Annotated in this window: 20 protein-coding genes; 2 read left to right on the top strand and 18 right to left on the bottom strand. The window is 37.2% G+C overall.

Going from position 1 to position 21045, the window contains the following annotated elements; genetic code table 11:
* The 14 genes from KQI83_RS08125 to hisC form a co-directional block, all read right to left on the bottom strand.
* Positions 1-279 (bottom strand): BMC domain-containing protein, encoded by a 279-nt coding sequence (locus KQI83_RS08125; RefSeq protein ID WP_216556487.1) that lies wholly within the window; start codon positions 277-279, stop codon positions 1-3.
* Entirely contained in the window at positions 261-1640 is a 1380-nt protein-coding gene (locus KQI83_RS08130) for a UbiD family decarboxylase (protein ID WP_216556489.1), read from the bottom strand. Before KQI83_RS08130 ends, KQI83_RS08125 begins: the two co-directional genes overlap by 19 nt.
* Entirely contained in the window at positions 1631-2179 is a 549-nt protein-coding gene (locus KQI83_RS08135) for a UbiX family flavin prenyltransferase (protein WP_216556491.1), read from the bottom strand. Before KQI83_RS08135 ends, KQI83_RS08130 begins: the two co-directional genes overlap by 10 nt.
* A gap of 21 nt (positions 2180-2200) precedes the next feature.
* Positions 2201-2554, bottom strand: coding sequence for a Na-translocating system protein MpsC family protein (locus KQI83_RS08140; protein WP_216556493.1), 354 nt, complete (start codon positions 2552-2554; stop codon positions 2201-2203).
* A gap of 17 nt (positions 2555-2571) precedes the next feature.
* On the bottom strand, positions 2572-3138 hold the full coding sequence (locus KQI83_RS08145) for a cysteine hydrolase family protein (protein WP_216556495.1): 567 nt from the start codon (positions 3136-3138) through the stop codon (positions 2572-2574).
* Between the two features lie 292 nt (positions 3139-3430).
* On the bottom strand, positions 3431-3982 hold the full coding sequence (locus KQI83_RS08150) for a phosphoribosyltransferase family protein (RefSeq protein WP_216556497.1): 552 nt from the start codon (positions 3980-3982) through the stop codon (positions 3431-3433).
* Between the two features lie 363 nt (positions 3983-4345).
* Positions 4346-6115 (bottom strand): glycosyltransferase, encoded by a 1770-nt coding sequence (locus KQI83_RS08155; protein ID WP_216556499.1) that lies wholly within the window; start codon positions 6113-6115, stop codon positions 4346-4348.
* A gap of 10 nt (positions 6116-6125) precedes the next feature.
* Positions 6126-6962, bottom strand: a complete 837-nt coding sequence (locus tag KQI83_RS08160; RefSeq protein ID WP_216556501.1) for a glycosyltransferase — start codon at positions 6960-6962, stop codon at positions 6126-6128.
* Complete coding sequence (locus KQI83_RS08165; protein ID WP_216556502.1) at positions 6955-7755, bottom strand: lysophospholipid acyltransferase family protein; 801 nt, start codon at positions 7753-7755, stop codon at positions 6955-6957. Before KQI83_RS08165 ends, KQI83_RS08160 begins: the two co-directional genes overlap by 8 nt.
* 228 nt (positions 7756-7983) lie before the next feature.
* Complete coding sequence (locus KQI83_RS08170) at positions 7984-8877, bottom strand: acetamidase/formamidase family protein (protein WP_216556504.1); 894 nt, start codon at positions 8875-8877, stop codon at positions 7984-7986.
* A gap of 29 nt (positions 8878-8906) precedes the next feature.
* Positions 8907-9740, bottom strand: a complete 834-nt coding sequence (locus KQI83_RS08175) for a dimethylarginine dimethylaminohydrolase family protein (RefSeq protein WP_216556506.1) — start codon at positions 9738-9740, stop codon at positions 8907-8909.
* A complete protein-coding gene (locus KQI83_RS08180) occupies positions 9731-11380 on the bottom strand; it encodes a M20/M25/M40 family metallo-hydrolase (RefSeq protein WP_216556508.1) in 1650 nt (549 codons plus the stop codon). Before KQI83_RS08180 ends, KQI83_RS08175 begins: the two co-directional genes overlap by 10 nt.
* A 5-nt stretch (positions 11381-11385) precedes the next feature.
* A complete protein-coding gene (locus KQI83_RS08185) occupies positions 11386-12396 on the bottom strand; it encodes an NAD(P)-dependent oxidoreductase (RefSeq protein ID WP_216556510.1) in 1011 nt (336 codons plus the stop codon).
* 2 nt (positions 12397-12398) lie between these two features.
* A complete protein-coding gene (gene hisC / locus KQI83_RS08190) occupies positions 12399-13469 on the bottom strand; it encodes a histidinol-phosphate transaminase (RefSeq protein WP_216556512.1) in 1071 nt (356 codons plus the stop codon).
* Positions 13470-13708: 239 nt separating this feature from the next.
* On the opposite strand from hisC, the gene KQI83_RS08195 reads away from it, so the two are divergent.
* The gene (locus KQI83_RS08195) at positions 13709-14875 is read left to right on the top strand and encodes a PucR family transcriptional regulator (protein WP_216556514.1); all 1167 of its coding nucleotides are present in this window, start codon (positions 13709-13711) and stop codon (positions 14873-14875) included.
* Positions 14876-15038: 163 nt separating this feature from the next.
* Positions 15039-16028 (top strand): phosphate acetyltransferase, encoded by a 990-nt coding sequence (gene pta / locus KQI83_RS08200; RefSeq protein WP_216556616.1) that lies wholly within the window; start codon positions 15039-15041, stop codon positions 16026-16028.
* 85 nt (positions 16029-16113) lie between these two features.
* Here pta and KQI83_RS08205 read toward each other — a convergent pair whose 3' ends face one another.
* The 4 genes from KQI83_RS08205 to KQI83_RS08220 form a co-directional block, all read right to left on the bottom strand.
* Positions 16114-17304 carry a pyridoxal phosphate-dependent aminotransferase gene (locus KQI83_RS08205; RefSeq protein WP_216556515.1) on the bottom strand — a complete coding sequence of 397 codons (1191 nt, stop codon included), beginning with the start codon at positions 17302-17304 and terminating at the stop codon, positions 16114-16116.
* Between the two features lie 51 nt (positions 17305-17355).
* Positions 17356-18093 carry a DUF6062 family protein gene (locus tag KQI83_RS08210; protein WP_216556517.1) on the bottom strand — a complete coding sequence of 246 codons (738 nt, stop codon included), beginning with the start codon at positions 18091-18093 and terminating at the stop codon, positions 17356-17358.
* A 171-nt stretch (positions 18094-18264) separates the two neighbouring features.
* Positions 18265-19281 (bottom strand): LacI family DNA-binding transcriptional regulator, encoded by a 1017-nt coding sequence (locus KQI83_RS08215; protein ID WP_216556519.1) that lies wholly within the window; start codon positions 19279-19281, stop codon positions 18265-18267.
* Between the two features lie 34 nt (positions 19282-19315).
* Positions 19316-21037 carry a glycoside hydrolase family 13 protein gene (locus KQI83_RS08220; RefSeq protein ID WP_216556520.1) on the bottom strand — a complete coding sequence of 574 codons (1722 nt, stop codon included), beginning with the start codon at positions 21035-21037 and terminating at the stop codon, positions 19316-19318.
* Positions 21038-21045: the final 8 nt, after the last annotated feature.

A 21045-nucleotide genomic window follows, 5' to 3' on the forward strand; every position in this document is an offset into this window, starting at 1 on the left:
CTATTTCCCTCCTTTTTTCCACAAATATGTTTCTAATTCCGGATGAGGATTGGGAATTACAAAGGAACTGATAATGTCACCCCCAACTCTGCCGGCTGCCTCTACTCCAGCCTCTACTGCCGAAGTTACCGCTGCAACTTCCCCGGTAGTTAAAAGGGTTACATGTCCTCCCCCGGGCACCTTTACTTCCTTTACGTCAATTTGTGCATCCTTACACATAGCATCTGCTGCTTCTACCGCAGCTGTATAACCTCTGGTTTCTATAACTCCAAGTGCCATCTGCTATCTCTCCTTTCCTCAATGTATTCCTTTAAGTCTATCTTTTCCTCTCCAATTACATGAGTCCGTTCAAACCGTTTATCTCCTATGGGCTTTGTAGCATCTATTCCCATTTTATCGGTTGTGTTCTTCAGATGATGGGAGGCTTCTAAGGGCGAGCCCAGGGCTGCCGGTATGATAAAAATATCACTGGCTGCCTGCGTTCTTGTTGTGATTGCCCACTCTACTTCCTCTGCATCAAAAATATCTACATCTTCATCCACTACCGTGACATATTTTAAGTCCTTATCTGATGCAAACGCTGAAAGTGCAGCCTGCTTTCCGTCACCTTCCTGCTCCTTCTTTATTTGTACTACTGCATGATAACGACCTGCGCCACCCATAGTCAGATGCACATTTCTCACTCCCGGTACCGTCATTTGAATGGTATTAAAAAGATTCACTTCTCTGCTAATTGCCATAGGCAGTTTTTCTTCACATCCTGATGGAAAAAATGTATGCCACAGAGGATTTTTTTGCATTGTAATACAGGAAAACTCGCAAAGGGGAAGTTCCTTTACTTCGCCATAGTAATATGCCATTTCACCAAAAGGACCTTCTTTTTCCTTTTTCCATGGATAAACCTTTCCTTCCAGTACCACTTGTGCATCACTTAACACTTCTAAGTCTATGGTTTTGCATTTTACTGTCTCTAATGATTTTGACAATAACGCTCCTGAAACTTCTAACTTATCTGCATTGTATAAATGGGTACTTATCTGCGAACCTAAAACAACTGCCGGAACTAATCCAAACATGACTGCTATTTCCATTGGCTCTTTTCTTGCCTCATAATATGCAAACTGCTCCTGCATTTCTCTGGAAGTAATCAAAACGGTCATCTGATTTTTTCCCTTGTACCACATACGGCGAATGGATGTATAATACTTGCTTCCGTCGATGCTTTTTGCCACCATCATTCCTGAAATAATAAACTTTCCATTATCCTTTTCATAATGTCGCAATACCGGGAAATAGTCTTCTAAGGAAAAGGGAGCCATATGTACTTCCTGCTGGCACTTTCCTTCTGTTACATGTGTAACCGGAATTGGATGTGCAATGGCAGCTGCCAAATGTTTTCTTAACTTATCTTCTGTCATTCCCATGGACTGCGCTAACAGCTTACGATTACCACCTAAACCGGTTACTACCTTACATGGGTATTGGTCCACCTGATGGAAAAGTAATGGAATTTGACCCTTTGTTTTTTTCATTACTGCCATCATTTCACTATCGGCTGAGACTTTTCTGGTAATATGTGAAAGTAAGCCCTGTTGTTCATATTGCATTGTCAACTCTTTAAAATCTGATGTTACTTCCATCTTACCGCCTCCTTTGCTTCAATTCCCAGTCGATCCAGGACTCTATAAGTAATGCTTTCCACTAATTCCCATATCTTGGTAGGCTTATGATAAAATCCCGGACTGGCAGGCATAATGATTCCACCTGCTTTTCCTAATTTCAGCATATTTTCCATTGCAATAATGCTATATGGTGTTTCTCTTACCACCATAATCAACTTTTTTCCTTCCTTCAAAGCCACAGATGCACTTCGTGCCAACAGGGTATCTCCCATTCCATTTGCAATCTGTCCAAGAGAGTTCATGGAACATGGAATTACCACCATTGCATCTACCTGATAGGAACCGCTGGCTATGGGAGCAAATAAATCATCATTGTCATATACGGCTCCATATTTTTCTATTTCCTCTCGGGTAATTCCACATTCATAATTCATTACTTTTTCTCCCATCTGTGTCATAACAATTGCAAGTTCTATGCCTTTTTTATGCAACAGACGTATGAGAGAATATCCATAAATACTGCCACTGGCTCCTGTGATTCCAACTACAACTTTCATTTCAAGTCCCCTTTCACGAATTTATGAACTTTTTTCTTCTGTAGCAAGAATTACCACTGTAACCGCGGTACGAATATCCGCATCATAATCTCGTAACATTCCTGCTACATGCAGTCCCATTTTTTCTTCTAATTCCTTATGGAACATTCTTTTAAATTCGGAAAACAGAGCCTGGTCTACGGATTGTTTTAACAATGCATAATTCTCTTCTAAGATTTGCAATGCATGAACTCTGTTATGACGTGTCCGGAAAATAATCATATCTTCCATACAGGATACCTTTAACTCAGTAACACCATATCCGTATATTTCTTTATTTACTGCATTGTACAGTTTGAATAATTCCCGTTTGTATTCCGTATTGTTGTTTTCCATCTTTTACACCATCTGCCTTATAGCTCTTCCTTTAATATTTCTTCACTTGTTACAACTTTTCCTAACACATAACGAATGTGTTCCAGTGCCGCTGCATTTTGCTGTGGAGTAGTTCCTGCCACACAGTCTTTTGGTACATATACAAAGTAACCATATTGCTGTGCATCGGTTGCTGTTATTCTGACACAAACATCCGTGGCAGCCCCTGTAATAATCAAAGTATCTACCTTAAGACTATCTAAAAGCAGTTTCAAATCTGTCTGGAAAAATCCACTGTATCTTCTCTTTTTTATTACATGATCCCGTTCTGTTGGAGTTAATTCTTCAATAATCTTTGCTCCTTCGGAACCCTCCAGGCAATGAACCGGTTCATCTCCATCCAGTTCTCTTCCAAAATCAATCATGGAAGCCCGGTGCTCCTCCTGTGTATAAATAACAGGTATCTGCTTTTCATGACAAAACTGAATCAACTTTTTTACATTTTTTATCATATCCGCATCACATTTACATGGAATGGCTGCATGTTCGCCCACAAAGTCATTTTGTAAATCAATAATAAGCAGTGCCGCATGTTCTAACTTCATATGTTTTCCTCCTTCACGCAAAAAAAGGCATCGTATTCCAGTGAATTACGACGCCTTTGTCTTGATTATTCCATATTCATATAACAAAAAAAGATTATTATAATAGCGTAAATACCTATACCTTAGTACAATATCTGCTATCATAATAATCTTTAAATTAATGTATACACCAATTTAACTATCACTAATTATAAAATATTTTGCTAGAAAACAATATATAAATATATTATTCTCTATCGCGTTTCTATTATAGGCACAGGTTTTTTGTTTTGTCAAGTTAATTTTTTATTTCTTACACTTCCGGTTCTGTGGTAAACAAAGGTAGCTCTCCTAAGAAATATATATCATTCCTTTTTGCTGCATCACCTTCTGCCAAAATTGCCACCTTGCTTTTAATATCTCCTCCGGCTCTCGTTACCAGCTTTTCGATTGCTTTTAACGATTCTCCTGTGGAAATCACATCATCCACGATGCAGATTCTTTTCCCCTTTAATTTCTGTGCATCTGCTTCGTCTAAATAAAGATGCTGACATCCCCTGCTGGTAATAGATTGAACAATTTCACATAATGGATCGTTCATATATGTTTTTACACTCTTACGAATAACTATATATTCGTTCATTCCAATCTGCCTTGATATCTCAAATGCCAAAGGAATTCCTTTAGCTTCTGCTGTAACAATATAATCTATATCTTTTATTTTTTTTACCAACTCCTTTGCAGCAACATGTACCAATTCTACGTCACCTAAAATAACAAAGCTTGCAATTGATGTATCATCATCAATACGAACAATTGGTAACTCTCTTTTCAGTCCACAAAGATTTAATTCGTATGTATTCATTTTTCTTCCTTTCTGTAAAACTTTAACTGCTTTGTTCTATCATAGGAATTTCATGTACTTTCATACATCCTGGTACTTCCTATGATAGAACAAAGAGTCCGCTTGTCGGTCTCTTTCGCGCCCGAGCGGTGTCGTTTACGACTAATTTCTTCTCCGCGAGGAGTGCTTCCTTAGCGGAGCGTTTTTTATACAATAGGACGCAATTTCCTATTGTATAAAAAAAGACATGACAATACTCTCTTTTGACTGCATTGTCACATCTTTTCGCTATTATAATTTACCTTTTCTACGAATATTCGTTGGAATTATAGTATGATTTTTTATTTCTGTCAATATCATCTAAGCACAATCTCTATTATGCATCTATGCATTACAGCTATATACCAGCTCTTTCTGGTAATTTTCTTCATATATTTTTTTCCAAAGTTCAAAGTTCTTTTTCCGCATCTCTTCTACATTGGTTGCTCTTGATTTACTCGGGTCCGGATAAATCGGTTCTCCAATATGAATGGTATATTCCTGTACATAGAATCCGTCTTCTCCAAGAATGTCACTATCCTCCATGGTAATAAAGCAAGGAAGAACCGGTACATTATTTCTTGCGGCAAAGGTATAAGCTCCTTTTTTCAATGGTTTTGGCTTACGGTAATTCCACCACATACTTTGCTCCGGATAAATCAATACGAAATGTCCCTTTTGCAATACTGTGTCCATGGAACGCATGAATTTTTCCATGGTTTTGATATTCGAGCTCAGTGGCATCGTATTGCAGTTTCGCATCAGCATACCGTAAAATCCCGGGAAATTGGTGTAATTACCTTCTCGAATTACACGATAGAACTTTCTGCGTTTATGTCCGGAACTTTCATATGCAATCTGCATTGCAAAGCTGTCAAAAGCATTAAAATGGTTACAAGTAATTACAGCTCCACTATTCAGATTTTGAAAATGCTCTAATCCTTTGATTTCTTTGATAATTAATTGCTTATTATCAATCAAATTATTCATAAACTTTCTTGCCACAGTATAAGTAAGCTTGGTCTTTATCTTGCTTTTTACTTTTTTTCTTAAATAATCAATTTCCTCCGGCTTTAATTCCCGTGTAGGCGGATCTTCTTCCACGTCCTCATCAAATCTTCCTTCACGCTCTAACTTTGCGATTTTCTCTAATACTACCAAACGGTCTTTTGACTTCAACTGACCGCGTTTTAACAAATTCAAATAATTATTTTCTTTGGCGATTTCATCCTTGGCAGTCTGAAGTAATCGGTCACAGGATGCTGCATCTTCCTTGCGCTGTTCCTGGGTATAATTGGCAAGCACCTCCTGAATCTCTTCATATACTGCTGTCTTTTTGGCATATTTCCAAAACTGCTCTGCATATCTGGAATCTTCGTAGTGCCATGGCTTGGAAACCATAATATAGTGAATCATTTTAAATTCACTTTCCGGATAAGCAATGTCACCAAATACTTCTGTATTCCATGGTTGCTCTAACCACAATACTTTATCCTTACAGATAAGATTCAAGTAATCTTCATCCTGTGTTACTACAAAGTTATAGGTATGAAGCAAATCCACAAATTGATCTAACACATGATTCTCACGGAACTGCTCACAATTAATCAATAACAATCCTGCATTAAAATAGTGATATCTGTCAATTCCTAACACTTTCTCTACATACTCACCATATACATTTTCCTGAATCATTACCTGTTCATTGGCTGCGCCAACATAATTGTCCTTTAAATCATGGAAATACAATTCTGAAATGTCTCCCGGTACAACGGTATCGCTATCGATATAAATTGCTTTTTCATATTCCGGGAACATCTCTGCAATAAACATTCTAAAATAAGTTGTTTTAGAATAATAGTCACGAAGAGGCAATTTATCACTAATGGAAGTAAGATAGTCTGTTACGTCTTCAAAACGTATGGTAAAATTATCGTTTTCCATATCTTTCACTGCCTTTTTCATTTCATCACAGATATTGGTATTTAAAATATGTATTACATATTGATAATCCTTGGATGCATTATCCATAATAGAACGCATGGATACCATTGTATATTTTACAAAATTGTCATCGCATGCAAAAAATATTGGTATTATATTATTACGTCTCATTTGTAATCTCCTACATTATTTGTTCGTTTTCAAACTTCTTCTTTAAATAAATATATTCATACAAAATATCATCAAACACATAGTAATGAAAAATTCTATGTATTTCGCTTACCTTCCACTGCTTTACATTGGCTGTATGCGGATATGGAAGATAAAACAAACGCTTTGAGAAATGTCTTACTACTGTGTGCTTATGTAAAAACTTCTGATCATTAAAACGTTGTGGTAACATCTTCTTTTTGGTAGTGCTCCGATATACTGCACTTTGGTCGGCAAATACCAGTTTCTTTTCCTTAATCAAATCCCTCGCCTTTGCCAATAATCCTGTTTTTCGTATTTCTTTCATATTTAACAGCAATACGCCGGCATTAATATAGTTGGGATTGATTAAATATTTTCCATAATGATCTCTTGCTGCTGCATACTCATACCCGGAAATATCTATATTATATAGAAGGGTAATATCTCGATTAAATAAAATATCCACATCTAAATACAGCAACTTATCCGGCATCCCTTCTACAATATCCGCAAATAAACGGAGTAATGTATACGGAGAACAATATGCCTGTTCATTGGGACAACCGCCAAATTCTCTTTCGTACAATTCGGTCACATCTACTGGAATTACTTCATTTTTTGAATCATACTTTTTCGCAATCTCATTTAAAAATGCAATCTGTGCTTCACTCACCGCCTGATATTCCGGTTTTATTCTGGTCACATCCATGGTATATACAAAAAACCGAAACGGCTCCTTGGTCTGTGTTCTTTTAAGGATGGACAACATACAGCTAAGTATTCCGTCAAACACACCTGCATTTCCGGAAAAAAGTATATTAATCATCTCTTGATTCCCTTTTCTCTTCTATTTTTATATATTTTATAATCTCCATATTGTTACGCTTTGCTCGCTCTTTCATACATTGATATACCTGATTGCGCAATTCCTGCTTCTGCTCCTTGGCAGTCTTGTCCGAATCTGCATAAAAAGGTCCATCTATATAGGTAACAATTTGAGGATTTTTAGAAAACCGCCTCTTTTGATAAGTATTCGTCAAGGAAAATACCGGTACTTTATACTGTACCGGATAATGAAACGATGTATCTTTAAAAGGTCTGATATCTGTATAAAACGGCCAGATATGCGCCTCCGGATAAATCATAATCGCCTGTTCTTCCTGCATTAGTTCTTTCATGGCATCCATAAAATTCTTATATGCCTTTCTCTCATCCGGTAGTGGCAATGCCCCAAGATATGGTGTAATCTTTCCCAATACCGGCATAGATACATTATTTGGATGTACAATTACCGAAATCTTTCTTGGAAAACTAACCATGGTTGGTATTAGTGCATCTGCCATAAAATGCGTATGATTACCATATAGATAAAATGCCTTATGGCGTACTTGACGAAGTGCTTTTTTATTTACTATTTTATGATGAAAATGAAGCTTCATGTACAAAAATGCCAATGGCGTAGCTAACACGCGATAAAAGAAAATATGTAGCAATCTGCCTACGATTCCCTTTCGCAAATAACGATAGTTTCCATCAATCTGCTTTGTAACAATATTATCACCTGCAAATTCATCATTTAATTCATCACGATAATAAATTACTTTTTCTTTTCTCTCCATAACATCCCCTTTTTGAAACACTTGTATTCTATCACCATACAAAGTCGGTGTCAACTACGTTATGTAGTTTTCATCTCTACGTCATGTGTTTTATTTTTTCATCATGTAGAAATGCCACTACTATCATACCATAAACTCCCCTTTCTGAAAACAAAAAATTATGGTTGCCCCGGTATTTGAATTCTTTTCAAATACGCAAAGCAACCATTTTCTATTCCATATCTTCTTTTATATTCTTATTCCTAATTTCTGTAATATTTCTGTCTTTATTGCCATTCTTGCAGTTTTTAGCGGATCTACCACCTGACTGATTTCCAGATTTGCATACAATCCACATAAAAATCCCGCATCATAAAAATCAAGACTACTGTGAGCTGCTACAAAATCCACTAATTTTTCCATTGCAAGGGATAATGCTGCATCTGTTTCTTGTGCCGTTGCAACGGATGCAAATTTTCCTTCACATGCTACAAATGGAATATCCATTTTCAAATCCTTTCGCAAGGAAATCTCTATTTCTGCTTCTCCTGCTACCTCTAATCCGGTATAAAAGGATTCTCCATCTCCCTGCACTGCATGAAAATCTCCCATAGACAAAAGTCCACCTTCTACCTGTACCGGAAGATACAATGTGGCACCTTCCTTAATATAGCGCGTATCCATATTTCCTCCATGATTTCCCGGTATCATAGCAAGCGGTTTTCCCTCTTTTGGTGCTACTCCAATTACTCCTATCATGGGTTCAATGGGAAGCTCTACCCCGGGAGCCACCTGTACGCTTTTCTTAGAAATATCATAAATTCTGGTGCGCGGTTCTTCTACCCGATGTCCGATTACTCCTTCATTTGGAATACATAACGCACACCCACTATTTGCACATTCTATCTTCTTAATTTTAATTTCTAATACATCCCCCGGCATTGCTCCCTCAAAGAAAACAGGTCCTGTAATAGGATTCATAATGGAATAATCTAATCCATCCATGACATCTTCTGACTTGGTAATCTGTCCCGAAAATGCATCCTGTGTTTCAAATATCAGGTTTGCGGGAAGTGCACACTTTTCTGCCGGTTGATTATTTTTATCAAAACAATATGTTACCTTTTCTTTTCCGATACGCATTTTTTTCTCCTGTTTTTTCTCTATTTTCTTTATACACGAAGCAAAGGGAAGGTCATACAATGAGGTCCGCCCCCTGCCTTTAAAATCTCTGTAATATCAAGTTCAATTACATTCATTCCCTTTTTTGCTAATTGTTCATTTACCCTCTGATTCTGCTTCAAAGACATAACACGCTTATTGCCTAATGCCTGTAAATTGCAGCCATGTGCAAAAATTGCCTCTTCCGGTACAGAAATGATTTCAATTTCCATTTCTTCGATACGTTTTAAGAATTCCTCCGGCATTCCTTCCTTATATGCAACTGCCAGGTAGTCGTCTACCAAATTAAAACACATATCTAAATGAAGATACTCCCGTTTTAACGGAACCGGAATTATCTCATATCCCAATGGTTCTACCTGCTGTTTCATTTCCAGATATCCCTCTTCATTGGTACGGTCAGCCATTCCAAGGGCAATGGTATGTTCATTTAAGAACATAAAATCTCCACCTTCAAAAAGACCGTTTTTTATTTCTGCCACCATAGGCACACCCAGTTCTTCCATTCTCTTTTTATAGTCATCATGCTCCTGATAGCGCAATGGAAGTTTAAAGTTTCCTAAAATATATCCCTCTTTTATACAACCGCCAAAATCTCTTGCAAATACAGAATTTGGTCTTCCTTCATTGGAATCCAAAAATGCTACCTCTACCCCATTGTTACGATATGCCTCTACAAATGCTTCATGTTCCTTTCGCATTTTTTCTATATCCAATTCATAATCCCACTTTTTCGCAATCTCGTTGATTTTCGCTGCCTTTAAATAATCTGGTTTGGATACCAGCACCTTTTTTAATACCCCTGTTCCATTTTTTACAAACATATCTTTTCCTCACTTTCCAAAAAATGTTCCACTGTTTTTATAATTAACTTGGGCAATGTTTCAAAAGAATAGGGCATATATACCCGTTCTGTCCATTTATGTGCATCTTTTCCATAAACGCCATAATTTACCGCCGGAATATTTAACTTTTTGATTTCCTTTAATGGTACAGGATAAAGCTTATGATATGCCGGAAAATTCGATAATAACAATTCCACGCCTGACATCTTATCATCAATTTTTAAATAACTGCTATCAGAAAGACTTGGGAAAAACTGCAATATCTTATATCCATCCCCCGCTATTTTTCTAATGGTCTCGTAGAGTTTTCGTTCTTCTTCTACTTCCTGTTTCAATGTATTGTGCGGACAATACGGTGCTGCAAAATAAAGTACCATAACCGGTCGCTTTTCTCCTAATGCTTCTAACAAATAGCGAATGATAGCAACTGGAATTTCACGCTTATCCGTTCCTTTTTCTTCCTCTTGCTTCGTCAGTTCTTCGATGTCCTCTATTACCCTGTTTTTCTCTATTTCTGACTTTTTTTCTGTTACAGCCTGATAAAGTTCTTCATAGGTATAAACTTTCTTATGGTAATGAATCTCTTTTCCTGCTGTTTTGGAAATTTTACAATACTTTGTATATTGCTCATTCATATTATTTTCCATCTCTGCAAAAACTTCTTCTCCCGCTTGTTTAAGCTTTGCCACAATGGATTCCATGGAAGCGTTGTGCACAAAATAGTTAAAATACACCAACGCACTAAATGCAGTCTGCACATTATAAAAATCTTTTAAATCTTTTAATTTCAACACACTTGGCGGTAAAGTGGATTCTCCTTCATATACGTCACAAAATTCTGTATTCAAACTAATTCTTTCTGCCAGTTTTGCAGCTGCTACAGAGGCATCGAATCCTTCAAAGCACTGTCCCACATGGGTTTCTTTTCCTTGCACATAAAAACATGGCAACAGTTTTCCCACTGCTCCGGTATACAAATAGTGATTGGTGTCTCCTTCGTATAGCGGACAAGTATAATCATTATTAATTGCCAATATATAATGAAGATTTTCTTTTTCCTGCAATTCCTCCAGCACTTTTCTCCCTTCAATAATGCCAGTATGTAAATTTTCTTCTACCGGATTGACGGATAATAAAATATTGCCGGACAGTTCTTCCACATGTTTGGAAAAATATTTTAACAGCACCATAAAAACTGCTACTCCACTTTTCATGTCGCAGGCTCCTCTGCCGCACATCCAGTCATCACTTTCTAAGTCTCTCCTTACTTCCTCCTGCAACTCCATGGCAAGCATTTTTTCTTTCAACTCTTTGGGATTCCATGCATATGCCTTAAGTCCGCCATAATCCTCTATTCCTACTGTATCCATATGTCCATGAAAAATAATCGTTTCCTCTGTATGATTTTTCTCTCCCTTTATCAAAGCAAACACATTTCTACGATTCAGAGTGTCTTTCTCTAACGGTTGTACGATAACCTGATTTGGATGTTCTTTAAAATACGGAATTTCCCGTAGATATCCTTCAATAAAAAGTGCTACTTCTTTTTCTCCAAAGGTACCATTTACACTACCAACAGATATCAACTGTTCTGTCAGCGTCTTCATTTCTTCCGCCATATGTGTCATTTTTCCATCACCCTTTCTAATACGGTTGGATTTGCCAAAAACTGAATTTTTTCATATTCTCCCTGAAAAAAGAAAATAATATTTTCACAGGTAATTCGCTGTAACTCCTGCATGGAAGTCTCTGAATAAAATGCTGCATGGGGAGTCAGTATTACATTTTCTCTTCCCAGCAATGGATTTCCTTCCAGTTCTGGGGTTTCGCTCTTTAATACATCCAGAGCGGCTCCCCGTATTTTTCCTGTGTCCAGCGCATGAACCAATACCTCCTCAGACACTGCACTTCCCCTTCCTACGTTGAGAAAAAATGGTTTTTGTTTCATTTTTTCAAATTCCGTCCAGGAAAAGTAAAGTTCATTTTCTTTGGTTTGATTCATATGGTTGGTAATTACATCTGCATGGGCAAGGGCATATTCCTTATCTACCAAAGTAATCCCTAACTTTTCTGCTTCTTCCTTTGGAAAATATAAATCTACTCCTATTACTTTCATATCGAATGCCTGCGCCCGCTTTGCCACTGCTCTTCCAATTCTTCCAAGTCCAAAAACCGCAAGGGTCTTTCCTGCCATACGCTGATTTGGACCTGCCGATTGATAAGACCAGATATGCTCCTGTTCCACTTTTTCCATATAGGTCTTTAAATTACGAAACAATGCGCTCATTAAAGCAAGTGTATGCTCCGCCACCTCGTTGGTGCAATATTCCAACACCGGACAGACTGCAATGTTGTACTTTTCCGCTGCTTTCATGTCCACAATTCCATATCCGGTTGCATTAATTCCTATGCATCTGAGCTTTTCACATTTGGAAAGCACAGACTCACCTAACGGTAAAAATGCTGTCAGCAGTGCATCTGCATCCCTTACATGTTCCAAAAATTCTGACTCATTTCTATATGGATATATTTCAATATCACTTTCTTGTATGGGAAGCTGATGGAGGAACAACTCTTTTTCATATGCCAGATTTCGATTTAATTCTTCCGGATAATCGCTAATTAGTATTTTCATCTCTATGCCGCCGCCTTTTGTAAAATATCTCTGGTTGCTGCTACCACTGCCTCCATCTCTTCTCTGGTTCCAATGGTAATTCTAAGATAATTATCGATTCTCTCCTGGGGAAAATATCTTGTAAGAATTCCTGCATTTTTCAATTTTTCCTGATACTCCTTGGCATGCATCACAGAGTGATGTACAAAAATAAAATTGGTATGAGACTCTAATACTTCAAAGCCCAGCTTTCGAAGTTCCTCACTCAAATACGCTCTTTCTTCTATAATCATGGCTGCACATTCTTCATAATAAGCACTATCCTTCATGGCTGCGGTTCCAACGGCAATAGAAAAATCACTTAAACTAAATGGATTAAAGGAATATTTCATTCCATTTAAATCCTTAATGAGTTCTTTATCTGCTATACAATATCCAATGTGTGCACCTGCTAAATTTCTTGATTTTGACATGGTATGCACTACAATGAGATTCTTATATTTTTTTGTCAAAGGAATACAAGTCTCATTTCCATAATCCACATATGCTTCATCGATAATTACCAGTCTGTTTTCATCCGATGCAACCATTCGCTCTATTTCAGAAACAGGCAACACATATCCGGTAGGTGCATTGGGATTTGCAAGGATGATATGTCTGCCACTTGCAATAAAGGCATCTACATCTACCGTAAAATCTTCCTTCAAAGGAATTGCTGTTCCGTCAATTCCAAATGATTTTGCAAATACCTTGTAAAATCCATAACTGATATCCGGATATGCTATCTTAGAATGTTCATCAAAAAAGGCAAGGAAAATCATTCCAAGTACTTCGTCTGAACCATTTCCGGCAAATACTTCATCCGCAGTTACCTCATATTTTTCTGCGATTGCATTACGAAGCTCTAAGGCATCCGGATCCGCATAGAATCCAAGTCGCTTCATTCGTCCACTTCTTAACACTTCATATACCCTTGGTGATGGAAGCATGGATGTTTCATTGGCATTTAATTTTATGTATTCCCTATCTTTTGGCTGTTCCCCCGGCACATAGGGCTCCAGATTCTTATATTTTTCACATAAAAATTTACTCATTGCACTTTCCTTTCTATACAAAAAGGCACCTAGATATACGAATAACCGTATAACTAAGCGCCTTTGCTCTACCATATTTACTTATTGAGTATAATCGCACATCCTTCTCCTTTCAACCGTCTTTTTATTTACTTTTCTACAAAAAAATGCTACTATTTTTTTAGTTTTTACATTTTTTATGTATTTTTTTATAATTATTTGAGAATCATGCATAAAAATACGTTTTTTAGGAGGATACCATGATACCAGTAACCGAACTACTCTCTATGACTCTGTTTGATGATTTCCAATTATTAGCAGGAGAAAGTGGACTTTCCAATCAGGTGGGAAACATCGTTATTTTAGAATACGAAAGCTACAACAAAAACTATGACGTTTTCAGCAAAGGAGACTTTGTTCTTACCTCGCTGTTTTTTGCCAAAGATGATTCCTCTCTAATCGGAGAGGCTTTGTTACCGCTTATGCGCCGTCAAGTTTCTGCAATCGCTATCAAAACTGTCTTTTATCATGAACTGCCTGAAACGATATACCACATGGCGGACAAGTTCCACATTCCGATTTTTTTCTTCCAACATGCTTATATGGAAGATTTGATTGTTGGCACCAATGAATTGTTAAAGTCAAAACTGCAATACCTTATGCTTGAGGAAAAACTAAAGGAAGTAATAGAAACTGCCCCGGCACCACATACCAATAAGGAAACTGCCCACGAAATAAATCCTGCGTTTTCAGACAAACTGACCGCGGCATATCTGATTCCAAACGGTTCTTCTGGTTCCGCAGCTATTTCTTCCTATTTTCATCGTTTATTGTATAAACGTTACCAACCTACCGGAATCTTTCCTTACTCTTATGTAAAATACAAAGACGGTATGTTTTTAATTCTTTCTCCGGAAGAAGATGTGGACATTGCCTCACAAATATTTGGGCTACTAAAAACCATTGACTTAAATCCGGAACAATTTACCATAGGCATTGCGGATACCCCATTGCCACAAGAGCAATTCACCGATTTACTGACCCGTGCCTTGGACACCGGTTTGGTTTGCTGTCACAAAAAGGAACCTCTGATGTGTTACTCCCAGCTTGGCACCTGGCAATTTCTGGCTCCCTTATGTCGTAATAAGGATGTAATGACAAACTGTCTATCACAAATTGAAATTTTAAAGCGTTACGATACCCGCTATACCTCTAACCTTTTTACAACGCTTCAAATCTATATTGACTCCAAAGGCGAGATTGCAAAGACAGCTCAAAAACTGTTTCAGCATCCCAATACCATACGATATCGTCTTCGGAAAATAAGCAGCCTTTTGAACTGTTCTTTTGAAGAATTATATAGTCATGCTTTTGTCCTGATATCACTTTACCAATTGAGCGCGGCAGAGCAGACTTTTAACAAATAGTATATTTTTTTCAATAAAAAAAAATGTTCCAAAAAAAAAACAAAAAAACCCCATCTGTTCTTCTTTTTGTACACGCTATCCGTTGAAAAAATTTTGAAACGTGGTAAATTATAAATAGACTATAAAATACATTTATTTATATTAGGAGGAATTTGTTATGAATATGCAAGGCTTTGGCATGATGATTGATAAACTAAAAAAGAGCCCGAAAAAAATTGTTTTTACAGAAGGATCTGATCCTAGAATCTTAGAAGCAGCTTCTCGTCTTTTAGCAGCAAACTTTTTAACTCCTATCCTGATTGGTAATCCTGAAAAGGTAGACGCTGCTGCTGAAGAATTCGGTTACAATATCCGCGGTGCTCAAATCATTGACCCTGAAAACTATGACAGAATGGAGGAAATGGTAAACTTATTCTGTGAACTTCGTAAGAGCAAAAATGTACAGCCGGATGAAGCTCGTAAAATTTTAAAACAGGGTAACTACTTCGGAACCATGTTAGTAAAAATGGGTGTTGCCGATTCTTTATTAGGTGGTGCTACTTATTCAACCGCTGATACCGTTCGTCCTGCTTTACAGTTAATTAAAACAAAACCGGGTCACAATATTGTATCTTCTTGCTTTATCCTGGTACGTCCTTCCGCTACCGGTGAAAATGAAGTTTTAGCAATGGGGGACTGCGCAATTAACATTAAGCCAAACGAAGACGAACTTGCTGAAATCGCAGTTGGTGCGGCAGAGTGTGGTAAAATCTTTGGCATTGATCCAAAGGTTGCTTTCTTAAGCTATTCTACACTTGGTTCCGGAAAGGGTGAAGATGTTGATAAAATGCGTAATGCTGCTGCAAAAGCAAAAGCATTAAGACCTGACCTTCCAATTGAAGGAGAATTACAGTTTGATGCTGCCGTATCTCCTCGTGTTGCAAAAACAAAGTGTCCTGGTAATGAAGTAGCCGGTCATGCAAATGTATTTATCTTCCCAGATATCAATGCCGGTAACATCGGATACAAAATTGCGCAGCGTCTTGGTAACTTTGATGCATATGGTCCAATCCTTTTAGGATTAAATGCTCCAATCAACGACTTATCTCGTGGATGCAATGCAGAAGAGGTTTACTCTATGGCAATCATTACTGCTGCATTAGTAGAAGACTAATAAATTATTAGTAATGGAAGCATCAGATAGATTCTCTTCTCTAATCTATCTGATGCTTCCACTTTTTCATCCTCTTTACGCTTTCTTATTTTCCATATTCTTCTTTTACAAATCGTTCTAAAGCTTCAAAACTTCTTATTACCTTTTCCGTATCAATACAATAGGACATTCTGAAATATCCCGGTACACCAAAACTGTCACTTGGTACTAAAATCAAATTGTAATCTCTTGCTTTTCTACAAAAGGCATTGGCATCTTCTTCTAATGCTTTTGGGAAAATATAAAATGTTCCGCCCGGTCTTACTACGGTAAATCCCAGTTTTACCAATTCATCGTAAATAAGATTCATGTTTTTCTCATAAACAGACAAATCACTGGTCTTATCTAACACCTCTGCTACTGCAAGCTGAACGCTGGATGCGGGACAGTTATGTCCAATTCCTCGGCTAATCTGTCCACACATAACCGCTATGATATCTGCATCTGTTGCCTTTGGATTTACTGCCACATAACCAATACGTTCTCCCGGAAGACTGAGACTCTTGGAAAAAGAATAACAAGACAATGAATTATCATAATACTTACTTGGATATACACTCTTCTTTCCGTCAAACACGATTTCACGATATGGTTCGTCACTGATAAGGAAAATATCGTGCCCGTATTCCTTCTGCTTTTCTTCCATAATCTTAGCCAATCTTTGAATGGTTTCTTCTGAATAAGCGATACCGGAAGGATTATTCGGGGTATTGATTAACACTGCCTGCACTTTTTCATTCATCATTTCTTCAAATGCTTCAAAGTTAATCTGGAAATCCTCTGTGTTAGCCGGAACTACCTTGAGAATTGCTCCGGTTTTTCCTACATATTCACGATACTCCGGGAAAAATGGTGCGAATGTAATTACCTCATCTCCCGGCTGTGTCACACAACGCAATGCATGTGCAATCGCACCTGCTGCACCACTTGTCATAAAAATGTGTTTGGTTTCATAATCCAGTCCAAATCTTTGCTTCAAACTTGCTGCCACCTTTGTGCGCACAGAAGTATTTCCAAGAGACGGGCTATAACCATGTAAATCAGAAGAGCTTTCTGTTTTCAATAATTGAAGCATTGTCTGGGTATATGCCTCATGTACCGGAACACTTGGATTGCCAAGACTATAATCAAATACATTTTCATACCCTATCTTTTTTCCAAGTTCTGTTGCAAACTCTGATTGTTGTCTGATAATGGATTTTCCATTTAACATTTCCTTATAAATCTGATTAATCATTTCTGTTCTTTCCTCCTGCAATTCTTTCTATATTTTAAACATTCTTTTGAACTATGACTCTTCTCCATTCCAAATGCTTCCTACCTTCGTTAGTGCTCGCGGTAGTGCATCACGTCCATTCTTCCATGGTTCTTCCTTATATCGATAGTCATTTTTCCGAATAAACCACTCCAAATCGTCTCTTACTCGCTTATAATTATTTAAAAAGCTTTGATTCAAGGTAGTTAAAAAAGTTTCTAGATACTTCTTATTCAAATACCGTGGTGCCTGTTGAAACAGCACTTTATAATGATTGATACAAAATCCCTTTGCTTCTGTAAACTGCTTGCGAAAATCTTCTTCTCTTTCATATAAATAAAAAATCGTCATCAGATAACTTTGAAAGGTTTGATTGATATAACCACACACAAAACATTCTTTTTCCATTTTTTCAATATAATCCGTTATTGGATGAGACGGTATTTCTTTCTTTTTAAACATAGAATTAGGTTGTGGAAGAGATGCCTTGGAAACCTGTTCTAGTTCTTTGATTGTTCTGTCCATGTGGGTTTTCAACATCATAGCAAGCCCCAGTTTATTGTTATATTCATACAACATCTTCAGGTGCTTCTGGCAAAAGCCTTCTTTGTCACTTTGTGTTCGAATATCCTCTTCCATATAACTGGCACCAGGACCAATGGTATAGTTAATGGCATTTTCTTCTAACTTACGATACATTTCACAAACCGGACATTCACAATCCTTAGCAAATGCATCCTGAATGGGAATGGTATATAACTTTTCCTTCATCCTTTTTCACCCCTTCCACCGTGTTTAAAACTATTTTATCACAAACTTTTTATTATGAGGATAAAAAGATGGATTTTTACGTTAAAAACTATAAAAAGCCTTGCATTTTTACTGCAAGGCTTTTCTTAAAACTCAAAGATTTTATAGATACATAGTAATAAATCATGTAATTCAATAAACTTTTTTCGTTGAGTCTCTTACTTTTAAAGATGGAATGGTGATATAAGACTGCACATGAAGATTCGGTTTCTTTATTTTCATGAGAATATACTTTCCCGTTTGGAATCCCATATCATACACATCAATATTCACTACCGTCAACATTGGTTTTAAAATTCGTGAAAAGGGATAATCATCAAATGTCAACACCCCCATTTGCTGAGGTATTTGAATATTCTTATCATGCAAAGCATTGACGCATCCGTAAGCAATATAATTATTTGCACAAATAATTGCATCTGGCCGTTGTTGCTGGAACAACACTTCTTCCATCATCGCATAGCCACTATCACATACAGAATCTCCCTGTTGCACATACCCCCCTGGCACTAATACATCATGTTCACTCAACACAGACAATACGCCATTTAAACGGTGCATGGATATCTTGTCCTCTTCTCTTCCTCCAATAAAAGCAAGTGACTGATAACCACATTCCAAAAGATATTTTGCTGCCATCTCTCCTGCCAAACGATTATCAATATCAATCCAGCAAAAATGATTTTGAAAATCCGGCATCCCAATTACAATATGTGGTATCTTATATTCTTCCACCAACATGTCTAATTCTTTTGATATAACGGAAGCATGAATGACCAATCCATCTGCCAGTTTTGTATCTACCACATATTTTACATAATCGATAGCATCTCTTTTGGAAAGACTTTTTATCCCAAGCGCATATTCCTTCTCTGAAAGCGCCGCTTCCAATCCTGCCATAATTTCAAACATATGAGGATTGGAAAAGCCTGCATCTCTTCCTAATGAAGTGACAAAAATCACACTTCTCGTAGACTGCCTTACAAAATTACGAGCTCTCATATTTGGATGATAATTTAATTCTTTCATTGCCCATTCTACCCGCTTTATAGTTTCCTTTGAAATAGAATAGGAACCATTCATTACCTTAGATACCGTTGCTGTAGAGGTCTCTGCAAGTTTTGCCACATCTTTTATTGTTGCAGCCATAACCTTTCTCCCTTCTTTTCACGTTAGTTACTTCCTATCCGTTTCGTTCTATTAAAAATCCTTTTGGCATTAACCACTCTTGTTTTTTCCCTTTTTGCCACAGAATCTCTCCTCCTAAACACCACTGTGAGATATCCTGTTTTTCTTCTTCCATATTTAGGAAAATGCGAATCTTTTCTCCTTCCTGTTCTCGTTCATACACATAAAGCCTGCTTCCTTTCTCTGCAAGAACAGTCCGATAGCTTCCCTGCCGCAACACTTTTTCACTTCTTCTAAGGGAAATTGCAGTTTTGAAAAAGGAAAATAACGCATCTCTCTCTTTCCACTTCATAGGATGTCGATACTCTTCTTCCAAAATTCCTTCTATTCCCTGTTCATCTCCGTAAAATACCGATGGCATTCCCGGAAAAGTCATTTGAAAAAGGACTGCTAATTGATAACGTTCCCTGTCTCCACCACAAAGTGAAAGGAAACGACTCACATCATGACTATCCAATAAATTCAACTGCGCATATACCGTCTGACTTCTGTAACGCATACGCATATTGGTAATTCTTCCATCAAACTGGGCTGCATCAATAGAAGCGTTTCCAAAAAATCTTCTACAGTGTTTCCGAAAATCATAATTCATAGTAGAATCAAATATAGTTCCATCTAGCCAATGAGATGCGGTTTCCCAAACTTCACCTATTAAGATAGCATCTTTTTTCACCGACTTTGCGGTCTGTGCAAAGGCTCTCCAAAAATGGTCATTTACCTCACTTGCCACATCTAAACGCCATCCATCAATGTTAAACTCTTCTAACCAGTATCTGCATACCTTACAAAAATAGTTTTCCACTTCAGGATTCTGCGTATTTAATTTGGGCATCATACGTTCATATCCAAAACACTCATAATTAGGGTACGTTTCCGGGTTCTGTGGACGCACTACCGGATATTCTAAGTGATAAAACCAGTCTTTGTATTTTGAATTTTCTCCTTTTTCTACCACATCTTCAAAGGCTTTAAAATACCATCCACAGTGATTAAATACCCCATCTATAATAACCCGTATTCCATGATTATGAAATACATTTACCATATTTTTAAATTCTTCATTTGTTCCAAAACATGGATCTATATGAAAATAATCCAGCAAATCATATTTGTGATATTCTCCCGCCACAAAAATTGGATTAATATAAATGGCATTGACCCCAAGTTCTTCTAAATATGCTACATTTTCTGTAATGCCCTGAATCGTTCCACCAAGCTTTCCACGAATTTTTCTTCCCTCGAACTCTTTTTCCACACTTTGTTGGCTAATATAATTTTTTCCAGTTGCAAAACTATCCGGAAAAATATTATAAATAATAGTATCTTTTGCCCACTCTGGAGGGCTTACAATATCTGCCCGGTGATTAAACGGCAACTGATAGTACTCTGAACGGTCATCTACATTTTCTGTATGAAATTCATCACCATAATAAAGAATTGTCTCTTTTTCGTCTTCCAATCTAAAATAGTAACATAATCTCTTATACGGTTTTTCCAACTGTACCTCATAATAATCAAACAACTCACTCTGCGCCACTACTTGCATTGCTACTTCTGTAAAAATTACAGGTGTCAATCTGCATGCTCTATCGCCATAATACAATATACAGCGTTTTAAATCATTTTTTCCCACTCTCAAACGAATTGTCACATGTTCCTCGTCCGTTCCAAATGCATCTTGAGACATTGGTATATGTAATACTGCACTTTTATTCATTTTCTCAC

The organism is Roseburia sp. MSJ-14 (assembly GCF_018918225.1).
Classification (GTDB): Bacteria; Bacillota; Clostridia; order Lachnospirales; family Lachnospiraceae; genus Petralouisia.

Bases quoted from the DNA above. Each gene is read 5' to 3' on its own strand.
- KQI83_RS08125 (WP_216556487.1), bottom strand. From the start codon at position 279: ATGGCACTTGGAGTTATAGAAACCAGAGGTTATACAGCTGCGGTAGAA.
- KQI83_RS08130 (WP_216556489.1), bottom strand. From the start codon at position 1,640: ATGGAAGTAACATCAGATTTTAAAGAGTTGACAATGCAATATGAACAA.
- KQI83_RS08135 (WP_216556491.1), bottom strand. From the start codon at position 2,179: ATGAAAGTTGTAGTTGGAATCACAGGAGCCAGTGGCAGTATTTATGGA.
- KQI83_RS08140 (WP_216556493.1), bottom strand. From the start codon at position 2,554: ATGGAAAACAACAATACGGAATACAAACGGGAATTATTCAAACTGTAC.
- KQI83_RS08145 (WP_216556495.1), bottom strand. From the start codon at position 3,138: ATGAAGTTAGAACATGCGGCACTGCTTATTATTGATTTACAAAATGAC.
- KQI83_RS08150 (WP_216556497.1), bottom strand. From the start codon at position 3,982: ATGAATACATACGAATTAAATCTTTGTGGACTGAAAAGAGAGTTACCA.
- KQI83_RS08155 (WP_216556499.1), bottom strand. From the start codon at position 6,115: ATGAGACGTAATAATATAATACCAATATTTTTTGCATGCGATGACAAT.
- KQI83_RS08160 (WP_216556501.1), bottom strand. From the start codon at position 6,962: ATGATTAATATACTTTTTTCCGGAAATGCAGGTGTGTTTGACGGAATA.
- KQI83_RS08165 (WP_216556502.1), bottom strand. From the start codon at position 7,755: ATGGAGAGAAAAGAAAAAGTAATTTATTATCGTGATGAATTAAATGAT.
- KQI83_RS08170 (WP_216556504.1), bottom strand. From the start codon at position 8,877: ATGCGTATCGGAAAAGAAAAGGTAACATATTGTTTTGATAAAAATAAT.
- KQI83_RS08175 (WP_216556506.1), bottom strand. From the start codon at position 9,740: ATGTTTGTAAAAAATGGAACAGGGGTATTAAAAAAGGTGCTGGTATCC.
- KQI83_RS08180 (WP_216556508.1), bottom strand. From the start codon at position 11,380: ATGGCGGAAGAAATGAAGACGCTGACAGAACAGTTGATATCTGTTGGT.
- KQI83_RS08185 (WP_216556510.1), bottom strand. From the start codon at position 12,396: ATGAAAATACTAATTAGCGATTATCCGGAAGAATTAAATCGAAATCTG.
- hisC (WP_216556512.1), bottom strand. From the start codon at position 13,469: ATGAGTAAATTTTTATGTGAAAAATATAAGAATCTGGAGCCCTATGTG.
- KQI83_RS08195 (WP_216556514.1), top strand. From the start codon at position 13,709: ATGATACCAGTAACCGAACTACTCTCTATGACTCTGTTTGATGATTTC.
- pta (WP_216556616.1), top strand. From the start codon at position 15,039: ATGCAAGGCTTTGGCATGATGATTGATAAACTAAAAAAGAGCCCGAAA.
- KQI83_RS08205 (WP_216556515.1), bottom strand. From the start codon at position 17,304: ATGATTAATCAGATTTATAAGGAAATGTTAAATGGAAAATCCATTATC.
- KQI83_RS08210 (WP_216556517.1), bottom strand. From the start codon at position 18,093: ATGAAGGAAAAGTTATATACCATTCCCATTCAGGATGCATTTGCTAAG.
- KQI83_RS08215 (WP_216556519.1), bottom strand. From the start codon at position 19,281: ATGGCTGCAACAATAAAAGATGTGGCAAAACTTGCAGAGACCTCTACA.
- KQI83_RS08220 (WP_216556520.1), bottom strand. From the start codon at position 21,037: ATGAATAAAAGTGCAGTATTACATATACCAATGTCTCAAGATGCATTT.